This is a genomic window from Orrella sp. JC864 (assembly GCF_037026685.1).
In the GTDB taxonomy this organism is placed as follows: Bacteria; Pseudomonadota; Gammaproteobacteria; order Burkholderiales; family Burkholderiaceae_B; genus Orrella.
Genome location: NZ_JBANET010000003.1, coordinates 174,232 through 197,110, shown reverse-complemented (window position 1 = coordinate 197,110; position 22,879 = coordinate 174,232). Strand labels below are relative to the sequence as shown.

Below are 22,879 nucleotides of genomic sequence, written 5' to 3'. Positions count from 1 at the left end.
GGAATCCAGCCATGTGGAACCTGTCTTTCACGCCGCCGACGGTGATTCAGGCGCGCGTGTTCGCCACCGTGCCGCCCGGCTTGCGCCGCCCGCGGCGCAGCGCATGGGCCGATGCCAACAAGGCCGGGCAGCCGGTGGATTGTTTCCTGGAAGGGCCGGTGTTCGACGCGTCGGGCACCCTGTACGTGACCGACATTCCGCACGGTCGCATCCTGCGCGTGGACGGGCCGGACAGCTGGCATACCGTCGCGCAGACCGATGGCTGGCCCAACGGCCTGGCCTTGCACGCGGATGGCAGCCTCTGGGTGGCCGATTACCGCCACGGCATCTTGCGCTGCGAGGTCGGCAGCGGACGGGTGGAGACGGTGCTGGGCCACCGCAACAGCGAATCCTTCAAGGGCGTGAACGACCTGGTGTTCGATCGCGCCGGCAGGCTGTACTTTACCGACCAGGGGCAGACCGGCCTGCACGATCCGCACGGCCGGGTCTATCGCTACGATCCAGATGGCGGCCGCCTGGACCTGCTGCTGGCCAACGCGCCCAGCCCCAACGGCATCGCCCTGGATGGGCACGAAAAGGTGCTGTTCCTCGCCGTGACCCGCGCCAACCAGGTGTGGCGCGCCCCCCTGCTGCCCGACGGCTCGCTGAGCAAGATGGGGGCTTTCCAGGCTTTCTTCGGCACCAGCGGACCCGATGGGCTGGCCACCACGGCCGACGGCCGGTTGCTGGTGGCCCACGCCAGCCTGGGCGCGGTGTTCGTGCTCAGCCCGCTCGGAGAAGTGACGCATCTCATCAAGAGCCCTATCGAAGGCAGCACCGTGACCAACGTGGCGCTGCGCCCGGACGGCAGGTCGGTGGTGATGACCGAGTCGGGCAGCGGCGCGATCCTGGAGGCTGTGCTGGAGTGAAGGCGGCAGCGCCTCCTGCCTGAACTGCGCGGCTTCGCGCATTTCCCGGAAGACAGGGTTCATGGCGCGCGCGGGCGACCCGCGCGCGGCCGGCCGTGCATAGAAATCCCTCATGGGCGGCCTCGAAATTTATCGTTTGCTTGCCTGCGCGCCACGCCGCTACGCTGCACCGGATACATCGATAAGAAATCGGTTCAGCGGAGACAAGCATGAAATCCAGCCTCGTCGGGGGCTTGGCGGCGTTGCTGCTAAGCCTGCCCGCATTCGCCCAGACATATCCTGATAAGCCGGTTCGCATGGTCGTGCCTTTTGCGGCCGGCGGCACCGTGGACATAGCCGCGCGTCTGGTAGGCCAGGCCCTGTCCAGGACCTGGGGCCAGCCGGTGATCATCGACAACAAGCCGGGCGGCAACGGCTTCATCGGCACCACGGCGGCAGCGCAGGCGCCGGCCGACGGCCACACCTTGCTTATGGCGCATACCGGCGAGTTCTCGGTCAATCCGGCCTTGTTCTCCAAGCTGCCGTACGACCTGGAGCGCGACTTCATTCCGGTGTCCCTGGTCAGCGATACGCCGCTCACGCTGGCCGTGCCCGCCGCCTCCAAGATCCATACCGTGGACCAGCTTGTGGCACAGGCCAAGGCCGACCCGGGCTCGGTGACCTTCTCCACGCCGGGCACTGGCAGCTTCAACCACTTGGCCGGCGAATGGTTCGCCAACCAGGCCGGCGTGCAATTCACGCATATTCCCTATCGCGGCGGCGCGCCGGCCGCCACGGCGGTGGCCTCGGGCGAGGTGGCGCTGGGCGTGCTGGGCATCTCGGCCATCAACGAATACGTGAAGGCTGGCCGCATCCGCGTCGTGGCGGTGCTTGCCAAGGACAGGCTGGCCGCCTATCCCGACTGGCCCACGGCCGAGGAGGCCGGCGTGCCGGGGGTCTATGCCTCGAACTGGGTGGGGCTGTTCGCCTTGAAGGGCACGCCGCCGGCCATTGTGGAACAGCTCAACAAGGATGTCCAGGCGGCCGTGCAGACAGAGCAGGTGCGGTCCGCTTTCGAAGCCAGCGGGGGAGCGGCGGTGGGCACGAGCAGCGAGGCATTTGCCTCGCGTATCAAGCAGGAACTGAAGCAGAACAAGGCAATCGCCGCGCGTGCCGGCGTCAAGGTGGAGCAATAGATGGCCAAGCTGGACAAGGTGGTACCCGGGCAGGCGCCCACGAAGATGGAATGGGGCAGCGACGTGGCGGCGGAGATGCTGCGGCGGATCGGCATCAAGTACGTGGCCTTGAATCCGGGTGCCAGCTATCGTGGATTCCACGACAGCCTGGTCAACTACCTGGGCAACGAAGACCCGGGCATGCTGCTGTGCCTGCACGAGGATCACGTGGTGTCGATCGCGCATGGCTACGCCAAGGTCACCGACAGCCCCATGGGTGCGGTGCTGCACAGCAACGTGGGGCTGCTGCATGGGTCCATGGGCATCTTCAACGCCTATTGCGACCGCATGCCGATGGTGGTGGTGGGCGCGACCGGCCCGGTGGACGGCCATAAGCGGCGGCCCTGGATCGACTGGATCCACACGGCCAAGGACCAGGGCGCGCTGGTGCGCGACTTCATCAAGTGGGACGACGAACCGCGCTCGGCCCAGGCCACCGTCGAGGCCTTCTGGCGCGGCGCGCAGCTGACGCGCGCCGAGCCCCGCGCGCCGGTCTACATCTGCCTGGACGCCGGCCTGCAGGAAACCCGCCTGGACACCGGGATCGCGCTGGGCCAGGCGCAGCGCTACCAGCCTTCCGAACCGCCGCGCGCCAGCCAGCAGGCCATCGAGCACCTTGCCGACACGCTGCTGGCCGCCCGCCGGCCGCTGCTGCTTTTCGGCCGCGGCTCGCGGGACATGCAGGCGTGGGACCTGCGGATCGAGCTGGCCGAGTTGCTGGGCGCTTCGGTGATGACCTCCATCCGCGACCGTGCGGTCTTTCCCACCGAGCATCCGCTGATGGCGGTGCCGCCGGTGTACTGGCTCAATCCCGAGGCCAAGGCCGCGGTCGAGCAGGCCGATGTCATCCTGAGCCTGGACTGGGTGGACTTGAACGGCTTGCTCAAGCAGGTGTGGGAGGATACCGGCGCGATGACGGCGACCCTGGCCCACGCCTCTCTGGACAGCCAGCTGCATCGCGGCTGGAGCATGGACTACTTCGGCTTGCCGCCGACGGACATCCCCCTGCAGGCCAGCCCGGACGCCGTGGTCGAGCAACTGGTGCAAGTGCTGCGCGTGCGCCTGGGCGGGCAGCCCCGCTGGCAGGGCGAGCGCAGCAGCCAGCCGGCGCTGCCCGAATACAGTGCCGGCAGCGCCGACGAAATCGCCCCGCGCGACATCGAAGTGGCGCTGCAGCGGTTGCGCGGCGACTTGCCCATCTCGCTGGCGCACGCCACCTATGGCTGGGCGGGCGACGCCTTTCATTGCCGCGGGCCGCTGGATTTCCTGGGCAGCGATGGCGGGGCGGGCCTGGCGGCCGGGCCCGGCCTGACGGTGGGCATCGCGCTGGCGCTCAAGGGGTCCGGGCGGCTGGTGGTATCGGTCATGGGCGACGGCGACTTCCTGCAAGGCGCCACGGCATTGTGGACGGCGGCGCGCTACGAGCTGCCGGCCTTGATCATCGTGTCCAACAACCGCTCGAACTTCAACGACGAAATGCACCAGGAGGCCGTGGCCCGGATTCGCGGCCGGCCGGTGGAAAACCGCTGGATCGGCCAGCGCATCGACGATCCGGCGCCGGACCTGGCGGCCCTGGCGCGCGCGCAGGGCGTGGACGGCGAAGGCCCGGTCAGGAACGTGCCCGACCTGGAGCGGGCCATCCTGCGCGGGCTGGAGGCGGTCAAGCGGGGCAAGCCCTATTTCATCGACGCCCACGTCGCGACGGGCTACGCCATCGCCCCGTTGTCGCGGGGCAAGTGACGCCACCATCGCGCAGAAGAAGGCAGAGTCATGAACATCGATGCCGCGATCAACGTGGACGATATCCGCAAACTGGCGCGCAGCCGGCTGCCGCGGATCATATACGAGTACCTGGAAGGGGGCGCAGAGGACGAGAAGACGCTGCGCGGCAACCGCGCCTGCTTCGACGAGATCGACCTGGTGCCCAGGGTGACGGCCGGGCACAAGGCCATCGCCATGCAGACAGACCTGTTCGGCGAAACGGTATCGTTTCCCGCCGTGGTGGGCCCGACCGGCATGAACGGGATCTTCCACCGCCATGCCGACCTGGCCCTGGCGCAGGCTGCCTCGCAGGCCGGGCTGGCGTTTGCGCTGGCCACCGCCTCCAACGATTCCATCGAGCAGGTCGGCGCGGCCTGCAAGGGCGTGAAGTGGTTCCAGCTCTATCCCTGGGGCGAGCCTCCGGTATGGAAGCGCCTGCTCGAGCGTGCGCGCGGCGCGGGGTTCACCTGCCTGGTGCTGACGGTCGACACCCCGGTGCCCGGCAACCGCGAGCGCGACCGGCGCAACCATTTCGCCCACGACGTCACGATCAAGCCCAGGACGGTGCTCGACGGCCTGATGCATCCGCGCTGGCTGCTGGGCGTCTGGCTGCGCGGCGTGCCGCGCTTCGAGAACCTGCTGGAGTTCGTGCATCCGCAGGCCAACGTGCACGAGATCGCGGCGTTCACCCGCAAGCACAGGCACCCGGACCTGTCCTGGGACGACGTCCGGCACATCCGCCGGCTCTGGCCGGGCCCGTTCGTGATCAAGGGCATCCTGTGCGTGGAGGATGCCAGGCAGGCCCTGGCCGTGGGGGCCGACGGCATCGTGATTTCCAATCACGGCGGCCGCCAGCTCGATGGCGTGGCGCCGACGCTGCGGATGGTCGAGCCGATTGCCTCGGAGGTGGGCCACGCGCTCACCGTGCTGGTCGACGGCGGCTTTCGCCGCGGTTCGGACATCGTCAAGGCGCTGGCGCTGGGCGCGCGCGCCGTCACGCTGGGACGCGCGCCGCTGTATGGTGTGGCCGCTGGAGGGCAGGCGGGAGCGTCCAGGGTGCTGCAGATCCTGGTGGAGGAGACGCATCGCGTCATGGCGCTGCTGGGTTGCGGCTCGACCGCGGACTTGTGCGTCGACCACGTACAAGCCTCTCAAACGATATGGAGACAAGCATGAAAAACTTCGCCACTACGCTGGAGCGGGCCGCCAGGCTCGGGGTTCTTGTGCTGGCCTGCGCCGCGGCCGGACTGGCGCGCGCCGAGCCGTTTCCTTCCAGGCCGGTCTCGCTGATCGTGCCCTACGGGCCTGGCGGCGTCGTGGACATCACCGCCCGCGCGCTGGCCGAGGGTCTGGGCAAGCATTGGGGGCAGCCCGTGATCGTGGAGAACAAGCCCGGCGCCGCCGGGGCCCTGGGCGCGGCCGCGGCGGCCAAATCCAAGGGCGACGGCTATACGCTGTTCTATGCTGACGATGGCGTGCTGGTCTCGATGCCGCATTTCAATCCCAACCTGACCTACGACACGCTGGGGGACCTCAAGGCGGTAGCCATGACCGGCACCTATCCCTATGTGGTCATGGCAAATGCCAACGCTGGCTTTCGCTCGCTCCAGGAGCTGGTGGACAGGGCCAGGCAGAAGCCGGGCGGCATCGACTATGCCACCAACGGCATCGGCAGCACTCACCACCTGGCTTGGGAACGGTTCCAGCGGCAAGCGGGCATCAAGCTGAACCATGTCCCCTACAAGAGCGCCGCGCCGGCCGTGCAGGACGTCATGGCCGGCCACCTGCCCGTGATGACGGTATCGATAGGAACGGTGGTGCCCCTGCTCAAGGACGCGCGGGTGGTGTTCCTGGCCAGCCTGGGCGAGCGGCGTTCGGCATTGCTGCCCGAGGTGGCTACTGCCACCGAGCTGGGCTATGAGCGCTTCAGCGCCACCGGCTGGCTGGGCCTGTACGCCCCGGCCTCGGCCGACGATGCGCTGGTGCAGCAGATCAACGAGGCGGTGCGGGCAGTGGTGCAGACGGAAAAATTCAGGCAGGCCATGCACAACGGCGGCATCGAGCCACAATCGCCGCCCGTGGCGCAGGTGGCCGCGCGTTTCAGGCAGGAATACGAGCGTAACGGCAAGGACATCAGTGCCATGCAACTGAGGGCGCAATAGCCGCCTTGCTGGCTTTCACCAAGTGCGCGCGCGCCGGGGGCTTGCTATATGTCGTCCACAGGAGGAGGACCCCCATGCCCAAGCATTTGCCCAAGCTGAACGCGCTGCGCGCATTCGAAGCCACCGCGCGTCACCTGAGTTTTACGCGCGCCGCCCGCGAACTGAACCTGACGCAGACTGCCATCAGCCACCAGGTCAAGGAACTGGAAGCGCTGGTGGGCGCCCAGCTGTTCGAGCGGCGCACCAACAAGGTCATCCTGACCGACAGCGGGATGACCTACCTGCGCAAGATCAAGCCGGCGCTGGTCATGATCGGCACGGCCTCGGACGAGGTATCGAGCGTGCGCCGCTCACGGCTGCATATCGCCAGCCTGTCGACCTTCGCGTCCAAGTGCCTGATGCCGGCGCTGAAGGATTTCCGGCAGCGGCATCCGGACATCGAGATACGCCTGACCCCGGTGATCGGCGTGGACCGGCTGCAGGAGCAGGATTTCGACGTATGCATCGGCTACGGCATGAACACCATTGCGGGCCTGGCCGTGTATCCGTTCTCGCCCGAGTACATATTCCCGGTATGCAGTCCCACGCTGCTGCAGGGTGGCCGGTTGCGCACGCCGGCGGACCTGGTGGAGCAAACCATCATACGGTCGCTATCGCCGCTGGTGGGCGACGATTGGTCGGTGTGGATGTCCTATGCCTGCCAGGAACCGCTGGCGTTCAAGGACGAGATCAGCTTCGGCGGCCTTTACCTGACGGTGGAGGCCGCCGTGGCGGGCATGGGGGTTTGCATGGGGCGTTCCTGGATCATCCAGAAGGAACTGGAGAACAAGAGCCTGGTGGCGCCTTTTGACCAGCAGGTCTGCCTGGACGTGAGCTATTTCCTGGGCCATCGCAAGGACCTGGCCGACGTGCCCAAGATCCGGTATTTCAGGGAGTGGGCGCTGGGCAGGTTCTGCGGGCCGGCCAGGCGATGAGGCCCGGCCGGTTCGCCGCGCGCCCTGGCGGCGCGGCTATCCCAGCTTGAACGGATCGCGCGGCGCGCCGCTCAGTTCGACGTAGACCGATTTCGTTTCGGTGAACTCGCGGATCGCGTCCACGCCGTTTTCGCGGCCCAGCCCGCTTTCGCCGTAGCCGCCGAAAGGCGCCGCGAAGGACACCACCCGATAGGCGTTGATCCACACCGTGCCGGCCCGCAGCCTGTGGGCCACGCGGTGGGCGCGATGCACGTTCTGGGTCCAGACCGCGGCGGCCAGGCCGAAGCGGGTGTCGTTGGCGATGCGGATCGCCTCTTCCTCGTCCTTGAAAGGGATGACGCTCAGGACGGGCCCGAACACTTCCTCGCGGGCGATGCGCATGGCGTTGTGCACGTTGGCGAACACGGTCGGCTGCACGAACAGCCCGCCCAGCGCCGGATCGACCTGGCCGCCGTACTTCAGGCTTGCGCCTTCCTGCCGGGCGACGTCGATGTATTCCAGCACCTTGCGCAGCTGGGGTTCGTTGGCGCAGGGGCCCATCTGCGTGGCCGGGTCCATGGGGTCGCCCAGCTTGATGGAGCGGGTCTGCTCGACGATCCTGTCCAGCAGCGCATCGTGCACGTCCTGCTGCACCAGCAGGCGCGACCCGGCCATGCAGGTCTGGCCGGTGGCGGCAAAGATGCCGGCCACCGCGCCGTTGGCCGCCACATCCAGGTCCGCGTCGGCAAAGACGATGTTGGGCGATTTCCCGCCCAGCTCCAGGGACACGCGAGTCAGGTTGCGGGCCGCCTGCGCCGCGATCTTCTTGCCGGTTTCGGTGGCGCCGGTGAAGGCGATCTTGTCGATCCCGGGATGGCCGACCAGCGCGGCGCCCACCTCGGGCGGGCCGTTGACGACATTAAAGACGCCGGGCGGAAAGCCGGCTTCGTGGATGCGGCGGGCCAGCTCGACGGTGGACACCGGCGTGTGTTCGGACGGCTTGACCACGAAGGTGCAGCCGGCGGCCAGCCCGGCTGCCAGCTTGAAGATCAGCAGCAGGCCCGGGGAATTCCAGGGCGTGATGGCGCCCACGACGCCGAGCGGCTCGTGGCGCGTGTAGATCATGAAGTTCGGCCGGTCCGAGGGAATCACGTCGCCTTGCAGCTTGTCGGCCAGGCCGGCGTTGTAATAGAACCATTCGGGCAGGTATTGCCACTGCCCGAGCATTTCCTTGTACAGCTTGCCGTTGTCGGTCGATTCGATGCGGGCCAGCTCCTGGGCGTCGCGCTTGATGATGTCGCCCAGGCGGCGCAGCAGCGCGGCCCGTTCGGTGGCCGTCATGGCGGCCCAGGGGCCTTGCTCGAAGGCGGCGCGGGCCGCGCGGACCGCGCGGTCCACGTCCTGGACGGTTCCCTGCGCCACCGTGGCCCACGGCTGCTGGTTATAGGGATTGAGCGTCTCGCATGTGGCCCCGGAGGCTTCTTCCCGGCCGTTGATCCAGTTTCCGTAGGCCGGCATGGCCGGCGCTTTGCTTGCATTCATCTTCCTTTGTCCCCTGTTGGTGCTTCCCGCGCGAAGGCTTGCGGGCAGGCATGTATCCGGATGAAGGATAGTGGCCGCCGGCATCCGGGCCAAACGAAAATTCCCGCTACGGTCCATGAGCCGTTTTCATGGCCCGGGGCCAGCGGGGCAGGCAGTCCGCTCAGGGTAGTCCCGGTGCTAGCCGGCGGGGGTTTGTGCGATGCTATATGCTTTTTTTTGCACATAGATTCGCCAGGGCTGGGGGGCTGTCCGCCGCCTGCACGCCGCCGCAGGAGGCGGAAACGATGCCAAAACACCTTCCGAAACTGAACACCTTGCGCGCCTTCGAAGCCACTGCCCGCCACCTGAGCTTCACGCGTGCGGCCCGCGAACTGAACCTGACCCAGACGGCGATCAGCCACCAGATCAAGGAACTGGAAACGCTGGTGGGCGCCCAATTGCTCGACCGCAGCACCAACAGGGTCGCGCTGACCGATACCGGCATGCACTATCTCAGGAAGATCAAGCCTGCGCTGGTGATGATAGGGACGGCTTCGGACGAGATATCCAATCTGCGCCGCTCGCGCCTGCATATCGCCTGCCTGTCCAGCTTCGCGTCGCGGTGCCTGGTGCCCGAGCTGCAGGATTTCCGGCGCAGGCACCCGGAGATCGAGATCCGCCTGACGCCGGTGGTGGGCGTGGACCGCATCCAGGAGCACGACTTCGACGTGTGCATCGGATATGGCATGAACACCATGCCCGACCTGGCAGTGCACCTGTTTCCGCCCGACGATATTTTTCCGGTATGCAGCCCCGCCCTGCTGGCGGCAGGGCGGCTGAACACGCTGCAGGACCTGACGCGGCACACCATCCTGCGTTCGGTATCGCCCCTGGTGGACGACGACTGGGCTACCTGGATGTCCTATACCTGTCCGGAGCCGCTGGCGTTCAAGGACGAGATCAGCTTCAGCGGCCTGTGCCTGCCGGTTGAAGCGGCCATGGCGGGCATCGGCATCTGCATGGGCCGCTCCTGGATCATCCAGAAGGAGCTGGCCAGCGGCGCGCTGGTTATTCCCTTCGACAAGAAGGTCAGGCTCAGCGTCAGTTATTTCCTGGGCTATCGCAAAGACCTGGCCGAAGTGCCGAAGATCCGGCACTTCAAGCAATGGGCGCTGGGCAAGTTCGGCCGCCGCCCGCCTGGCGCCTAGCGCCCGGGTTGGCCGGGACGGCTCAGGCGGCCTGCCTCAGGGCCGCGACCACCTGCAGCTCGACCAGGGCGCCGTAGTGCAGCTCGGCCACCGGCACCACGGTGCGGGCCGGCTTGTGCGCGCCCAGCACTTCCTTGTAGATGCGGTTGAAGTCGGGCCAGTTCTCGACGCCGACGATGTAGGCGGTGCACTGGACGGCATGGTCCAGCGCGCTGCCGGCGTTGTGAAGGACCTCGTCGGCCTTGGCCAGCACCTGCCGGACCTGCTCTTCGAAGCTGCCTTGCGGTGCGGCCGGCAGGATTCCCGACAGGAAGACCAGGCCATTGACGACGACCGCCTGCGAATAGTGGCCGGCGGGCGGATTGCCGGGATCGTTGATGAATTGCATGTTTGCGTCTTCCGTGGGGGCCGCTGGGTCAGTTCAGGTAGATGATAAGGCCGATGATGACGGCCGCGCCGGCCACGGCGGGCCAAAGCAGCGAGCGCCTGGATGCCGGGGCGCGGGCGGGCGGGCTGGCCGCCTCGGGCTGCGGCGCGGGCGCCTGGGCCTGCGCCGGTTCGAGCAGGGCCTTCAGGCGCGAGAAGAACTGGTCGGCCATCTTCTTTGCCACGCCATCGATCAGGCGCGCGCCCACCTGGGCCAGCCGTCCGCCGACGGTGGCCGAGACGGCGTACGACAGCAGGGTGCCCTCGGGAACCTCGGCCAGCTGCACGGTGGCGTTGCCCTTGCCCGAGCCGGCCGCCCCGCCCGAGCCTTCGAAGCTCAGCGTGTACGACTCGGGCGGCACGATGTCCGACAGCTGCAGCTTGCCCGTGAACTTGGCCTGGATGGGACCTACCGACGCGGTCATGACCACCTTGTACTGGTTCTCCCCGACCGGCTCGAAGGTGTCGCAGCCCGGCACGCATTGCTGCAGGATGGCCGGGTCGTTCAGCGCGGCCCAGACCTGCTGGACCGGCAGGTTGATGATTTGTTGATCCTTGAGCTGCACTACATGGCCTCTTTGGAAGCGTTGATGCGGGTCGCGGCCAGCTGGACCGCCTCGATGATCTCGGGATAGGCCGCGCAGCGGCACAGGTTGCCCGAAAGATAGTTCTTGATTTCCGCCTCGCTGGGACGGGGATTCTCGGCCAGCAGCTGCTGGCTCATCAGGATGAAGCCCGAGGTGCAGAAGCCGCACTGGAACGCGTCGCAATCGATGAACGCCTGCTGCACGGGGTGCAGCTCGCCGTCGGCGTCCAGGCTCTCGATGGTCCGCACTTCGGTGCCATCCAGCGCCGCGGCCAGGTACAGGCAGCCGCTGACGCTCTTGCCGTCGACGATGATGGTGCAGCAGCCGCACAGGCCCTGGCCGCAGCTTTCCCGCGCGCCGAACAGGGCGAAGGTGTTGCGCAGCACGTCCAGCGCGTTGTGGTGCGTCTGGATGTCGGCCTGGACGGCCTGGCCGTTCAGGGTGAATTGGATGCGGGTCGTCTGGCCATTCATGGCTGTTCCTCCGGCTGGCCGGCCCGGCGCGCCTGCAGCGCCTGGCAGACCGACTCGTATTTGATGGGCATGCTGAACAGGCGCACGCCGACGGCGTCCTCGATGGCCGCGGCGATCGCCGAGGCCACGCCGAAGGTGCCCGACTCGCCCACGCCCTTGGCGCCGAATGGGCCGTTGCGCTGGCAGGCATCGACGATCTCGGTGCCGAAGTCCTGCGGCACGTCGTGGATGCCCGGGATCTTGTATTCGGCGAACGAGGCGTTGCGCAGCTGCCCGTTCTCGTCGAAGTCCATCTCCTCGTACAGCGCCGCGCCCAGCTGCATGATGGCGGCGCCCGAGAGCTGGGTCTTGACGATGCGCGGGTTGATCGCCGTGCCGCAGTCGCCCACGTTGAGCATGCGCACCACGCGGAACTTGCCGGTCTCGGTATCGACCTCGACTTCCACGCCCGTCGCGCCCACCATCCAGTTGGGCGTGATGTTCTCGGACTGGCCGGTCTGCTTGTCCGGCGAGATGTATTCGGGCACGAAGCTGCCTATGCCGATGATGTTGCCGGCCCGCATGCCGTAGCGCTTGACCAGCAGCTGCGCGGCATCGGGCTTGTCCTGCGCGGGCAGGCCCAGCTCGGCCTGCAGCGCCCGCATCTTGGCCAGCGCATCCTCGGCCGCCAGGCGCACCGCATGCCCCATATGGAAGGTCGAGCGCGACCCCAGCGTCGCCATGTCGTAGGGCGTGACGTCGGTGTCCGGATGGATCACGCGGATGGTGTCCGGGTCCAGGCCCAGCACTTCGCCGGCGATGATGGCCATGGCCGTGTCCGATGCCTGGCCCATGTCCACGGTGCTGGAATAGACGAAGCAGCTGCCGTCGGCCGACAGGCTCACCATGGCCATCGAGGTGGTCGGCGCGACCAGGGCCTTGAAGCCGATGCCGATGCCGCGGCCGCGGCGCAGCGTGCCCTGGCCCCTGGGCAGGGGCTCGTCCCACTTCATCAGTTCGGCCGTGCGCTCCAGCGCCTGGATCAGCGCGGCGTCCTTCATGACCGTGCCGGTCGCATGAGGGCGGCCTTCGCGCAGCAGGTTCAGGCGGCGGAACTGCACGGGATCCATGTCCAGGGCCCGCGCGATGATGTCGGCCTGGCTTTCGTAGGCCCATACCATCTGGGTAATGCCGAAGCCGCGAAAGGCGCCGGCCGGCGGCAGGTTGGTGTAGACCTGGTACGAGTCGATCCAGACGTTGTCGATGTCGTACGGACCGGCGGCGGTGAATCCCGATTTTTGCGTCACCCGCGGGCCGATGTCCGCGTAGGCGCCGCCGTTCCACCAGACTTCGCAGCGGCGCGCGGTGATGCGGCCTTCACGGGTGACGGCCGTCTTGATCTTGAAGGTGGTGCCGTGCTTGGTGATGGTGTAGAACTGCTCTTCCATGGTCAGCGCCACCCGGACCGGCCTGCGCGCTATCAGCGCGAGCGCAGCGGCCAGCGCCTCGAGCTTGATATACAGCTTGGCGCCGAAGCCCCCGCCCAGCAGCCCCGTGCGCACGCGCACCCTGGCTTCGGGCCAGTTCAGCAGCCGGGCGATCTCCAGCCGGACGAAGGAAGGGCTCTGGGAAGCCGTATGCAGCGTCAGGCCCGCATCGGTTAGCTCGGCCACGGTCACCATGGGTTCGAGCGGGGTATGCATGACCTGCTGCGTGCGGAAGGTATGCTCGAACACGTGGTTGGCCTGGGCGAAGGCCGCCTCCACGTCGCCCTTGCGCACGCTGAAGTCCAGGGCGATATTGGTGTCGCGCCGGCCCGCCAGGTGCTTCAGATCGGGAAACGTGCCGGCCGGCCGCAGGGCCTCGTGCACGACCGTTTCGGACTTGGCGGCCTGCACTTCGTCGAACACCGCCGGCAGCTCGTCGTACTCGACGTAAACGTGATGCAGCGCTTCCTCGGCCACGTAGGGGTCGTGCGCCAGCACCACGGCCACCGGTTCGCCCACGTAGCGGACCTTGTCGATCGCCAGGATGGGCTGGTCGTGGAAGGCCGGGCCGAAATAGGGCTCGGGAATCACCTTCAGGATGTCCTGCGCGGTCACCACGGCCTGCACGCCGGGCAGCCGTCGCGCCGCCTCCGCGTCGATGGACACGATTCTTGCGTGCGCCACCGTGCTGCGCAGGATCTTGGCGTGCAGCATGCCGGGCAGCGCCAGGTTATGCGTGTAGTCGGCCCGGCCCGTCACCTTGGCCCGGCTTTCCAGCCGGTGCCGGGATTTGCCGACCTGCGCGCGGGCCAGGCCGGGGTCGTCAATGCTGTTCATGATCACCGTCTCCTTGCCGTTCGGCCAAGGCCGCGCGCACCGCGCGGCCCAGGTAGACGCCCAGCAAGTGTTTCTTGTATTGCGCCGAGCCGTGCTGGTCGCTGGCGATGTCCAGTTCCCGGGCCGCGGCCAGCGCCGCCTGCCGGATCCCGTCTTCATCGAAACGCGTATCGCGCAGCGCTTGCTCGAGCGCCGGCAGGCGGGTCGGCCGGTCGGTGGCGGCTGCCACCACGATCCGGGCCTGGCGGATAAGGTCGCCCTGGGCCTGCAGCGTCACCGCCACGCCCAGGGCCGGCCAGTCGTGCGCCGCGCGGGTGGTCACCTTGAAATAGGCGCCGCGCGCCTGGCGCATGGGCGGCACGATGACTTCGGAGATGATCTCGTTGCGCGCCAGCACGGTCTCGTAGTAGCCGACGCACAGCTGCTCGACGTCGATCTCGCGCGCGCCGGCCGGGCCGCTGGCCACGACCCTGGCGCCCAGCGCGGATAGCACCGGCGGCATGTCCATGTGCGGATCGCAGTGCGCCAGGTTGCCGCCTATCGTGGCGACGTTGCGCACGCGGATGTTCGACAAGGCCTTGAACGTGCGCGCCAGCATGGGCCAGCCGCGCTGCACCAGGGGCGAGCGCTCGAGCTGGGCCAGCGTCGTCATGCCGCCCACCCGCAGCGCGCCTTCGCTGTCCACTTGGATCTGCCGGTACGTGTCCTGGACCTTGCCCAGGCTGACCAGGCGCGTGGGGCGCAGCACGCCGGCCTTCATCATCAGCATGACGGCTGTGCCGCCGCCCACCGGGCGGATGTCGGGATCCTCGGGATCCAGAAGCTGTATCGCTTCTTCCAGCGTACGGGGTGTCAGATATTCGAAAGGTATCACCGCGGGGTTCCTCGCTTGGCTGTGCGCGGGCTCATGCGGGCGCGCCCGATGCGCCGGCCAGCAGGCGCTCGAAGGCCTGCACGATCACGGCGGGCGTCTCCAGCGGGGTGAGATGCCGGGCAGCCGGGATCACGGTCAGGGCCGACCCGGCGATCGCGGCATGCAGGTCCTGGGCCATCGATACCGGGGCGGCATAGTCCTGCTCGCCGACCAGGACCTCGGTGGGGCAGGCGATGCGCCTGGCGCCTTCGCGGCCGTCGAAGCCGCCCATGGCGTGGCAGGTGGCCACGTAGGCGTCGGTATCGTTGGCCAGGAAGGTGTCGATGCATGCCTGCACGGTCTCGGGCTGCGCGGCGCGAAACGCGTCGCTGAACCAGCGCGTGGCCTGGAATTGCACCAGCGCGCCGAAGCCTTCGCTGGCGGCCTTGTGCGCGCGCCCGGCCCAGTCCGCCGGCGCGCTCGGGCCGTACCAGGCCGTGGTATCGATCAGCGCCAGGCCGGCCGTCATCTGGGGATGGTCGATGCCGAACTGCAGCGCGATGCACCCGCCCATCGAGGCCCCGCCCACGATGGCGCGCCGGTACCCCAGCGATTGCAGCAGCTCCTTCAGGTCGCGGGCGAACAGGGCAATGTCGTAGGGGCCGGCCGGCTTGGACGAGGCGCCATGCCCGCGTACGTCCGGACAGAGCACCGTGGCCTGGCCGGCCAGGGCCGGCGCCACCAGGCGCCAGAACCGATGGTCCATGGCCAGCGAGTGCAGCAGCACGATGCAGTGCTCGCTGGCCGGATTCTCGTGGATCTGGTAGTGCAGGCTCGCGCCGTCGCTGGCCTGGGCCTGGCCGTATCGGGGGGGTGTTTCCGGTCTGGCGGACATGCTGCCGACTCCTGGTTCTTGATGGCTTATGCGTGCGGTGCGGCGCGGCCCGCGGCCGGCCGCATCCGGCGGGAAAGGGATGTCACTCCTGGATCTGCACGCCGGCTCGCTGGGCGATTTCGCGGTTGGTCTGCAGATCCCGCGCGATGCGTTCGCGGAACTCCTGCGGGGTGGTGCCCACCGCCTCGCCGCCGCCCATGGCAAAGGTTTCCTGCAGCTTGGGGCTCCGGAGCGCCGCGTTGACGTCGCGGTTGATCTTCTCGAGGATCTCGGGCGGCGTGCCCTTGGGGGCGAACAGGCCGACCCAGTTGGCCGCGTCCACGTCCTTGACGCCGACCTCCTGCAGCGTGGGCCAATCGGGGCGCGAGGCGATCTTGCGCTCGGTCATCACCGCCAGGATCCTGACGTGCCCGGACTTGACGAACTGGTCCATGGACGAGGCGGCCACCACGCCCAGCGAGACTTCGCCGGAGGCCACGGCCGCCGCGGCCGGCGAGCCGCCGCGATAGGGCACGTGCATCAGCTCGATGCCGGCGCTGTTGGCGAACCATTCGCCCGCAAGGTGGTTGAAGCTGCCCGTGCCGGGAGAGGAAAAAGTCAGCGAGCCCGGCTTGGCCTTGGACAGCTCGATGACGGTCTTGATCGAATCGAGCTTGGAGTCCGACTTGGTGGCCAGCACCAGCGGCGTGTCGCTGACCAGGGTGATGGGCTCGAAGTCGCGCTCCAGGTCGTAGGGCACCTTGGGAAACACCGCGGGGTTGACCGAGAACTCGCCCGTGTGGGCCATGAGCAGCGTATAGCCGTCGGGCGCGGCGCGCGCCGCCGCGGTGGTGGCGATGAAGCCGTTGCCGCCGGGCCGGTTCTCCACGATCACCGATTGATTCCAGGTCTTGGACAATTGTTCGCTGACGTGGCGCGCGGCGATGTCCACGACGCCGCCGGGGGCGAAGGGCACCAGCATGCGCACGGGGCGTTCGGGGTAGTCCTGCGCTGCGGCAGGGGCGGATATCGTCGCGAGTGCGAGCAGGCATGCAAGCCAGGTTTTCATACGCTGTCCCAGATTTGTAAGAGTTATGCCAGCGGCCATGGCTGGCAGCTGATCCGGGAGCGTACGGCGGCCGGGGCGCCGGGGACAAATGATGAATATCGCTTCGGGCTATGAATAGTTTTCATGACGCCGCCGCGCGCGGCGGCGCCTGCCGGATCGGCCGCCTAGAAGCGGTGGCGCATGCCCACGCTGAACTGGGTGCGGCCTTCATCCTCGCCGCTATTGCGGTTGCGGGTCTCGGTATGGTTCACGAAGGCGTAGATGTCGGTGCGGCGCGACAGCACGTATTGGTAGCCGAGCGCCCCGCCCTGGATGTCCGAGCGCGTGGTCTGCTGCCACGAAGCCAGTATCGATCCCGGGCCGGCCGGCACGCGCACCCCGGCGGTCCACGCCACGTCCTTCTCCATCAGCCTGGCCGGGCCGCGCGATGCGTCGCTGATACGGCCCACGCCGCCATAGACCCGCACCACCTCGAAATCGTAGGAGCCGCCCAGCTGCCAGTTGGTGGCGTCGGTGGCGGGCCGCCCGCCGACCCTGCGGTTCTGGCTGGCATAGGCATGCTCGTAGGTCAGCGCCACGCGCACCGGGCCGCGCGCATAGCGCAGGCCGCCGGTCAGCACGCGATCGTTGTTGGCCGGCCCGGCCTCCTGCTCGCCGTTGGGCTGGAAGCTGTAGCCCAGGGCGGCTTCCCAGCCGCCCACGCGCGGCGAGCGATACATCACCATGTTGTCGGCGATGCCGCTGGAGCCGAAGTCGCCGTCGTTGTAGCCGAAGGTGGTGCCCAGGCCCGAGCGCATCCAGGCGATGCCGAACGGCGTGGCCGCACCGCCCCATTCGCGCCCCAGCACCCATTGGCGGCCAGCGCGGATCTCGCCATAAGGCCCGGCAAGGCCCAGGTAGGCCCAGCGGCCGAACAGCCGGTCGCCTTGCTGCGAGCGCCCATTGGTCATGTCGATGCCTCCCTCGACCTGGAACGTGGCTTTCCAGCCGCCGCCCAGGTCCTCCGCGCCGCGCAGGCCCCAGCGTGAACCTGCTTCGCCACCGCTGTTCACGCCGGTGGAAGAGCCGTTCACCTCGTCGCTGTCGTGCAGAAAGCCCACGTCGATGACGCCGTAGAGCTCGACCCGGGTCGAGGACTGCGCGGCGGCTGGTGCGCCGGCCGCCGCCAGGATGGTGCCGGCCAGCAAGGGATAGTTAAAGAACTTGGACATGATGTCTCCTTGTCGGTATGGTTTTTTCAGGCGCAAGCGGGGCGGCGGCACCTTGCGTGCCGCGCGCTGCCTGCGATACGGGGGGGGGATGGAACCTAGGGAGCGGGGCAGTGCTGGATGGCGGCGGCGACCGCGTCGACCATCTCGGCATTGCGGTGGCCCGCCCCGGCGACGGCTTGCAGCCGCCAGCCGCTGGGCACACCGCGCCGTGCGGCCAGCGCTTGCCCGTAGGCGAAGAAGTTCTCGCCGCGCGCCTTGCGGTCGGCACCTTGCGCGTCGGCGCCTTCGGTCACGCGGATCACGCCGCCGCGCGAGGTGTCTTCCTCGCCCAGCATCAACAGCAAGGGGGCGCCAAGCGCAGCATCCAGCGCCGCGTCGTCCAGCAAGCCGACGCCTTTCAGGCCATAGGGCCATTCGATTTCCCGGTCGGGAAAGGTGTACCAGCCCGGGTTGGCCGCGATGATGCGGCAAGCTAGCGAATGCGGACGGAACAGGGCATAGCGTTGCGCGAACTGCGCGCCCGCGCCGTGGCCGTACAAGGTATAGCCGGCGGGGGCCGCAGGCTGGCGGCGCGTGAAATCCCGAAAGACGGCATCGGGCAGTGCGAAGCTCCAGTCCGAGGGGGGATTGCTGCGCGCGGGCCGCGCACGGCCGCGGATCTCGTCGTCGGTCTGGGCATGAAAGACGTTGCCCAGCTGGTAGCCGTTCGCGCCGCGAAAGCGCTCGCGGGTGAACAGCGGCGCCAGTACGGTCAGGCCGTGCCGCCCGGCCGCTTCGATCCAGCCGTCCCGGTATTGCCCGGCATCGCGCTGCAAGCCATGCAGCACCAGCACAACCGGCGCGCCGGGCGCGGCGCCGGGCGGCACGTAGTAATAGACCGGGACCTCGCCGCCGTCGGCGTCCCGATAGACATACTGGCCCGCGCCTTCGGGCAAGGCTGCCTGCGATGCCGCCGCGCAGGCCAGCAAGCCCGCGGCCAGAAGCGATCGTTGCATGATGGTCTCCTCTTTGCTGCGCAGGCCGTTGGTTTTTCATTGATCGGGCGCTGCGGTTCTGGCATCCTAGCCTCGCCCATTGCACGGATTATTCGAATTAAGCAATGACCTGTTCGAAATTACGCAAGCGATCGCCCGTACACGCCGCATGCCCGGCGCCGGCGGCCAGCCTGGTGCCATGAACCTGAAATCGCTGCGGCTGTTTCGCCTGATCGTCCTGCGCGGCTCGCTGGCCGGCGCTGCCGAGCAGCTGCACCTGAGCCAGTCCGCGGCCAGCCGCCTGATCGCCTTGCTGGAGGACGAACTGCGGCTCAAGCTGTTTACCCGCTCGCGCCGGCGCCTGCTGTTGACGCCGGAGGGCGAGCTGTTCTTCCAGGAGGCCGAGCACATCCTGGTCGGCGTGGACGAGCTGCCGCGCATCGCCGAGGACATCCGCGGCAAGAACCGCGAGAAGTTCACGCTGGTGACCTCGGTTCCCCTGGGAACCTGCCTGGTGTCGCCGGCCATCAGCGACATGCGCAAGCTGCATCCCGGATTCGATTGCCGCATCCACATCGAAGGCCGGTTCGAAATCGAGAACAAGGTCGCGCGCAGGCGCTACAACCTCGGCTTGCTGTCGCTGCCCATTACCAATGCCACCGTCGACCTGCAGATCGAACCGGTGCTGCAGGCGCGCGTCGAGGCGCTGTTGCCGCGCAAGCATAGGCTGGCGGGCAGGCAGAGCGTGCATGCTGAGGATCTGCTCGAAGAGGACATGGTGACGCTGCAGCCCCACCAGCTATGGCGCCGCCGGCTGGACGAAGTGTTCGCCGCCGCGGGAGCCAAGCCGCGCGTGGCGATAGAGACCACTTCCACCATGATGGTTCATCAACTGGTGCGCGACGGCAATGGCCTGTCGCTGATGGACCGCACCTGCGCGCGGCTGCATGAGGACGATGCGCTGACGTTCATGCCCGTCGAGCCCGCGCGCTGGGTGACTTATGCCTGCATCTTTCCACCCGGCGGCCGGCCGCCGCTGGCGGACCTGTTCATCGACAGCCTGCGCGGCTACGTGCGCCGCCTGTGCCGCGAGCAGGGCGAGGCCGCCTCCAGTTTCCGCCTGCTGCCGCCGCCCGGACAGCAGGCCGGGCGGGAAACCGGCGCCGGCAGGCGCTAGTTCCCCGCCGGGGCGAGGGCCGGCTGGGAGCCCGGCCGCAGCCGGCAGGCCAGGGCATCGGCCATCTCGGCGGCCTGCAAGGCGGTCTCGCGGCTGTTGCCGGTATAGCGGGCCGGATCGAGCGCCTGCGCCAGTTCGGCTTGGGCGTAGTGGGCGTGGATCTCGGGGTCTTGCACCAGCACTTGCGGCAGCGGCACGCCGCGCTGGCGCGCGGTGCGGATCGCGGCATGGACCTTGTCGTGGGCGCGCTGGCGTCCCAGCCTGCCTGCCAGCAGCATCATGAGCTGCTCGGAGGCGATCACGTCGGCGGACAGGGACAGGTTGCGGCGCATGCGCAGCGGATCGAACCGCAGCAGGCTCAGCAGCTGCTCCAGCCGCACGGCCAGGTCGTAGGCCAGCGGGCACGCTTCGTCGATCAGGCCATAGAGCTGCTGGTTGCAGGCCGCGTCGCCTTCATGGCTGGGCTGGCCGGCCTCCAGCGCGGGTGCGGCCAGCGCGCGCAGCCGGGCCGCCCGCGCGATCAGGGTCACCACATGCTTGGGGTTGTCCTTGTGCGGCATGGTGCTGCTGCCGATCACGCCCTCGGGCAGGGACTCGGACACTTCGCCCAGTTCGTCGGTCATGAGCAGGTACAGTTCGTTGCCGATGCGCGAGCAGGTCATGCCGAACAGGGCCAGCACCACCACGTACTCGCAGAACGGATCGAGCATGGCGCGCGAATGCACCAGCGGATGGCTGAGCTGCAGGCGATCGGCCAGCGCGCGCGCCAGCCGGGGGCCGTCGGGGCCGAAGGTATGCATGGCTCCGATGGCGCCGCCGAACACTAGCGCGAAGGCGCGCGGCTCGACCTGCTGCAGTCTTTGCACGCAGCGCGCCAGTTCCTCGATCCAACCGGCCACCTTGAAGCCGAAGGTAATCGGCAGGGCGTGCTTGCGGTTGGTGCGTCCTGCCATGACGGCCTCGGCCCCCAGCCGCGCCAGCTCGGCCAGCCGCTCCAGCGAACGGCCGATGCGGGCCAGCAGCAGGCCGTGCGCACGGCGCATTTGCAGCAGGCGCCCGGCAAAGATGATGTTCTGCGTAGTGCCGCCCCAATGCACGTAGCCGCCGGCTTCCTCGCCGCACACGTGCGAGAGCGCGTGCACGACCGACAGCACAGGGGCCATGGTGCGGCCGATATCGGCGCGCAGCGCATCAAGATCCAGCTTATCGAGCACGGCCTGGCGGGCGATCTCCCTGGCGCAGTGGGCAGGTATCATGCCCAGCTGCGCCTGGGTCAGCGCCAGCGCGGCCTCGACATCCAGCCAGGATTGCCAGGTCTGCTCGGGCGAGAAGAGCTCGGCTACGGAGGCGGGCAGGGGCGCCGCGCCGGTCATTGCGCCGGCTCCGCGAAGGCCGTCTCCAGGCTGGGTACCGAAGCGAGCAGCTGGCCGGTGTAGGGATGCGAGGGGCGGTCGAGCACCTCGCCAGCCGGACCGTCTTCGACGATGCGGCCCTGGTGCATGACCACGACCCGGTCGGCGATCTTCCTGACGACGCCGATGTCGTGCGTGATGAACAGCATGGACAACCCGAACTCCTCTTGAAGGTCTTGCAGCAAGTTGAGAATCTGCGCCTGCACCGATACGTCCAGCGCCGAGGTCGGCTCGTCGCACAGCAGGATGCGCGGGGCCAGCATCAAGGCCCGCGCGATCGCCACGCGCTGGCGCTGGCCGCCCGAGAGCTGGTTCGGATAGCTGTTGAGCAGGCGCGCCGGCAGGCCGACGCGCTGGAGCATCCGGGCCGCCTGGTCCTGCGCCTGGTGCGTGCCGCAGGCGCGGTGCAGCACCAGCGGGCGGGCGACGATCTGGCCCACGGTGTGGCGGGAATTCAGCGAAGAATAGGGATCCTGGAATACCGGCTGGATCCAGCTGGCGCGCTCGGCCGGCGATAGTTCGCCGATGGGGCGCTCGCCCAGTTCGACCACGCCGCTGTCGGGCGCATCCAGCCCCAGCAGGATGCGCGCCAGCGTGCTCTTGCCCGAGCCCGATTCACCGACCACGGCCAGCGTTTCGCCCTGCGCGAGCGCCAGCGAGCTGTCCCGCACGGCCTGCACGGTATAGGGCCGGGCGAACAGGCCCTTGCGCTGCACGAAGGTGCGAGAAATGCGCCGGGCCACGAGCGTGGGCGCCTGGGTGCGGGCCGCCGCGGTCCCGGGGCCGGCGGCCGGTGCCGCGGCCGGCGGCGGGCCGGCCTGCGGGTTCAGGCAGCGGAACCAGGTCTGCGGTCCGCGCAGCGTCTTGTCGATGGGTTGGCCGCCGGTGCAGTAGGGCAGGGCGTGGCCGCAGCGAGGCGCGAAGACGCAACCGGTCCAGGGCTGCACCAGCGACGGCACGATGCCGGGTATGGCGCGCAGGCGGGCGTGGCGCGACGCCTGGCCGGGCCGGCACGCAAGCAGGCCGCGCGTATAGGGATGGCGCGGGTCCTGCAGCACGGCGCGGGTCGAGCCGCTTTCCAGGGGTTCGCCGCCATACATGACCATGACCCGGTCCACCGACCTGGCCACCACGGCCAGGTCGTGCGTGATCAGGATCATCGCCATCCCGAACTCGGCGCGCAGTTCGCCCAGCAGTTCCAGGATCTGGGCCTGGACGGTCACGTCCAGCGCCGTGGTCGGTTCGTCGGCGATCAGCAACTGCGGGCTGGTCATCAGGGCCATGGCGATCATCACGCGCTGGCGCTGCCCGCCCGATAGCTGGTGCGGATAGCTGCGCAGGCGCTCGCGCGGGTCGGGCAGGCGCACGCGATCGAGCAGGTACAAGGCGCGTTCGCGCGCCTGCGCCGCGCTGGCGCCGTCGCGGATCATCAGCTCGGTCATCTGCCTTTCGACGGTGTAGACCGGGTTGAGCGAGGTCATCGGCTCCTGGAAGATCATGGCGATCCCGCGGCCGGCCACCTGGCCTGCGAAGTCGGGCTCGGGCATGGCGAGCAGGTCGCGGCCGGCAAAGCGCATGGCCTGCGCGTGCCATTGCGCGCCCGCAGGCAGCAGGCGCATGAGCGCCAGGGCGGTCATCGACTTGCCCGAGCCTGATTCGCCGACGATGCCCAGGGCTTCACCCTTGCGCAGCGCCAGGTCCATGCCGCGCACGGCGCGCAGCGTGCCGGATTGCGTGGGCAGCCCGACGTTGAGGTTCTCTATTTCCAATAGCAGTTCAGACATGGCTGTTCC

20 protein-coding genes are annotated in these 22,879 nt (G+C 68.4%); 8 read left to right on the top strand and 12 right to left on the bottom strand.

Annotation, left to right across the window (positions count from 1 at the left end):
- Window positions 1–11: 11 nt before the first annotated feature.
- The 6 genes from V8Z80_RS04245 (at window position 12) to V8Z80_RS04220 (ending at window position 7,019) form a co-directional block, all read left to right on the top strand.
- Complete coding sequence (locus tag V8Z80_RS04245) at window positions 12–908, top strand: SMP-30/gluconolactonase/LRE family protein (RefSeq protein ID WP_336061114.1); 897 nt, start codon at window positions 12–14, stop codon at window positions 906–908.
- A 296-nt stretch (window positions 909–1,204) separates the two neighbouring features.
- Window positions 1,205–2,083, top strand: coding sequence for a Bug family tripartite tricarboxylate transporter substrate binding protein (locus V8Z80_RS04240; RefSeq protein WP_336061113.1), 879 nt, complete (start codon window positions 1,205–1,207; stop codon window positions 2,081–2,083).
- Window positions 2,084–3,862, top strand: coding sequence for a thiamine pyrophosphate-binding protein (locus V8Z80_RS04235; RefSeq protein WP_336061112.1), 1,779 nt, complete (start codon window positions 2,084–2,086; stop codon window positions 3,860–3,862). It abuts the gene before it with no gap.
- Between the two features lie 30 nt (window positions 3,863–3,892).
- Window positions 3,893–5,059 carry an alpha-hydroxy acid oxidase gene (locus V8Z80_RS04230; RefSeq protein ID WP_336061111.1) on the top strand — a complete coding sequence of 389 codons (1,167 nt, stop codon included), beginning with the start codon at window positions 3,893–3,895 and terminating at the stop codon, window positions 5,057–5,059.
- Window positions 5,056–6,045, top strand: coding sequence for a Bug family tripartite tricarboxylate transporter substrate binding protein (locus V8Z80_RS04225; RefSeq protein WP_336061110.1), 990 nt, complete (start codon window positions 5,056–5,058; stop codon window positions 6,043–6,045). The genes V8Z80_RS04230 and V8Z80_RS04225 overlap by 4 nt, the downstream gene beginning before the upstream one ends.
- Before the next feature lie 74 nt (window positions 6,046–6,119).
- Window positions 6,120–7,019, top strand: coding sequence for a LysR substrate-binding domain-containing protein (locus V8Z80_RS04220; RefSeq protein WP_155193371.1), 900 nt, complete (start codon window positions 6,120–6,122; stop codon window positions 7,017–7,019).
- Window positions 7,020–7,055: 36 nt separating this feature from the next.
- Here the strand turns inward: V8Z80_RS04220 and V8Z80_RS04215 are convergent, their stop codons facing one another.
- Entirely contained in the window at window positions 7,056–8,516 is a 1,461-nt protein-coding gene (locus tag V8Z80_RS04215; protein WP_155193414.1) for an aldehyde dehydrogenase, read from the bottom strand.
- A gap of 308 nt (window positions 8,517–8,824) precedes the next feature.
- Between V8Z80_RS04215 and V8Z80_RS04210 the strand changes: the two genes are divergently transcribed.
- On the top strand, window positions 8,825–9,727 hold the full coding sequence (locus V8Z80_RS04210; RefSeq protein ID WP_336061109.1) for a LysR substrate-binding domain-containing protein: 903 nt from the start codon (window positions 8,825–8,827) through the stop codon (window positions 9,725–9,727).
- Between the two features lie 22 nt (window positions 9,728–9,749).
- Here V8Z80_RS04210 and V8Z80_RS04205 read toward each other — a convergent pair whose 3' ends face one another.
- The 9 genes from V8Z80_RS04205 to V8Z80_RS04165 form a co-directional block, all read right to left on the bottom strand.
- A complete protein-coding gene (locus V8Z80_RS04205) occupies window positions 9,750–10,115 on the bottom strand; it encodes a RidA family protein (protein WP_155193374.1) in 366 nt (121 codons plus the stop codon).
- Between the two features lie 28 nt (window positions 10,116–10,143).
- A complete protein-coding gene (locus V8Z80_RS04200) occupies window positions 10,144–10,719 on the bottom strand; it encodes a CoxG family protein (protein ID WP_336061108.1) in 576 nt (191 codons plus the stop codon).
- Complete coding sequence (locus V8Z80_RS04195) at window positions 10,719–11,213, bottom strand: (2Fe-2S)-binding protein (protein WP_336061107.1); 495 nt, start codon at window positions 11,211–11,213, stop codon at window positions 10,719–10,721. The genes V8Z80_RS04200 and V8Z80_RS04195 overlap by 1 nt, the downstream gene beginning before the upstream one ends.
- Window positions 11,210–13,516 carry a xanthine dehydrogenase family protein molybdopterin-binding subunit gene (locus V8Z80_RS04190; protein WP_336061106.1) on the bottom strand — a complete coding sequence of 769 codons (2,307 nt, stop codon included), beginning with the start codon at window positions 13,514–13,516 and terminating at the stop codon, window positions 11,210–11,212. Before V8Z80_RS04190 ends, V8Z80_RS04195 begins: the two co-directional genes overlap by 4 nt.
- Window positions 13,503–14,390: an FAD binding domain-containing protein gene (locus tag V8Z80_RS04185; protein ID WP_336061104.1), complete on the bottom strand. Its 888-nt coding sequence runs from the start codon at window positions 14,388–14,390 to the stop codon at window positions 13,503–13,505. The genes V8Z80_RS04190 and V8Z80_RS04185 overlap by 14 nt, the downstream gene beginning before the upstream one ends.
- Before the next feature lie 31 nt (window positions 14,391–14,421).
- Complete coding sequence (locus tag V8Z80_RS04180; RefSeq protein ID WP_155193379.1) at window positions 14,422–15,264, bottom strand: alpha/beta fold hydrolase; 843 nt, start codon at window positions 15,262–15,264, stop codon at window positions 14,422–14,424.
- Window positions 15,265–15,346: 82 nt separating this feature from the next.
- Window positions 15,347–16,312 (bottom strand): Bug family tripartite tricarboxylate transporter substrate binding protein, encoded by a 966-nt coding sequence (locus V8Z80_RS04175; RefSeq protein ID WP_336061103.1) that lies wholly within the window; start codon window positions 16,310–16,312, stop codon window positions 15,347–15,349.
- A 164-nt stretch (window positions 16,313–16,476) separates the two neighbouring features.
- Window positions 16,477–17,523, bottom strand: a complete 1,047-nt coding sequence (locus V8Z80_RS04170) for a porin (protein WP_336061102.1) — start codon at window positions 17,521–17,523, stop codon at window positions 16,477–16,479.
- Window positions 17,524–17,618: 95 nt separating this feature from the next.
- Entirely contained in the window at window positions 17,619–18,518 is a 900-nt protein-coding gene (locus tag V8Z80_RS04165) for an alpha/beta hydrolase (RefSeq protein ID WP_336061101.1), read from the bottom strand.
- A 178-nt stretch (window positions 18,519–18,696) separates the two neighbouring features.
- On the opposite strand from V8Z80_RS04165, the gene V8Z80_RS04160 reads away from it, so the two are divergent.
- Window positions 18,697–19,674, top strand: coding sequence for a LysR family transcriptional regulator (locus tag V8Z80_RS04160; protein WP_336061100.1), 978 nt, complete (start codon window positions 18,697–18,699; stop codon window positions 19,672–19,674).
- On the opposite strand, the gene V8Z80_RS04155 is transcribed toward V8Z80_RS04160, so the two are convergent.
- A complete protein-coding gene (locus V8Z80_RS04155) occupies window positions 19,671–21,047 on the bottom strand; it encodes a lyase family protein (protein ID WP_155193387.1) in 1,377 nt (458 codons plus the stop codon). The two genes, V8Z80_RS04160 and V8Z80_RS04155, sit on opposite strands and share 4 nt — an antisense overlap.
- A complete protein-coding gene (locus V8Z80_RS04150) occupies window positions 21,044–22,870 on the bottom strand; it encodes a dipeptide ABC transporter ATP-binding protein (RefSeq protein ID WP_155193388.1) in 1,827 nt (608 codons plus the stop codon). The genes V8Z80_RS04155 and V8Z80_RS04150 overlap by 4 nt, the downstream gene beginning before the upstream one ends.
- Between the last annotated feature and the right edge of the window lie 9 nt (window positions 22,871–22,879).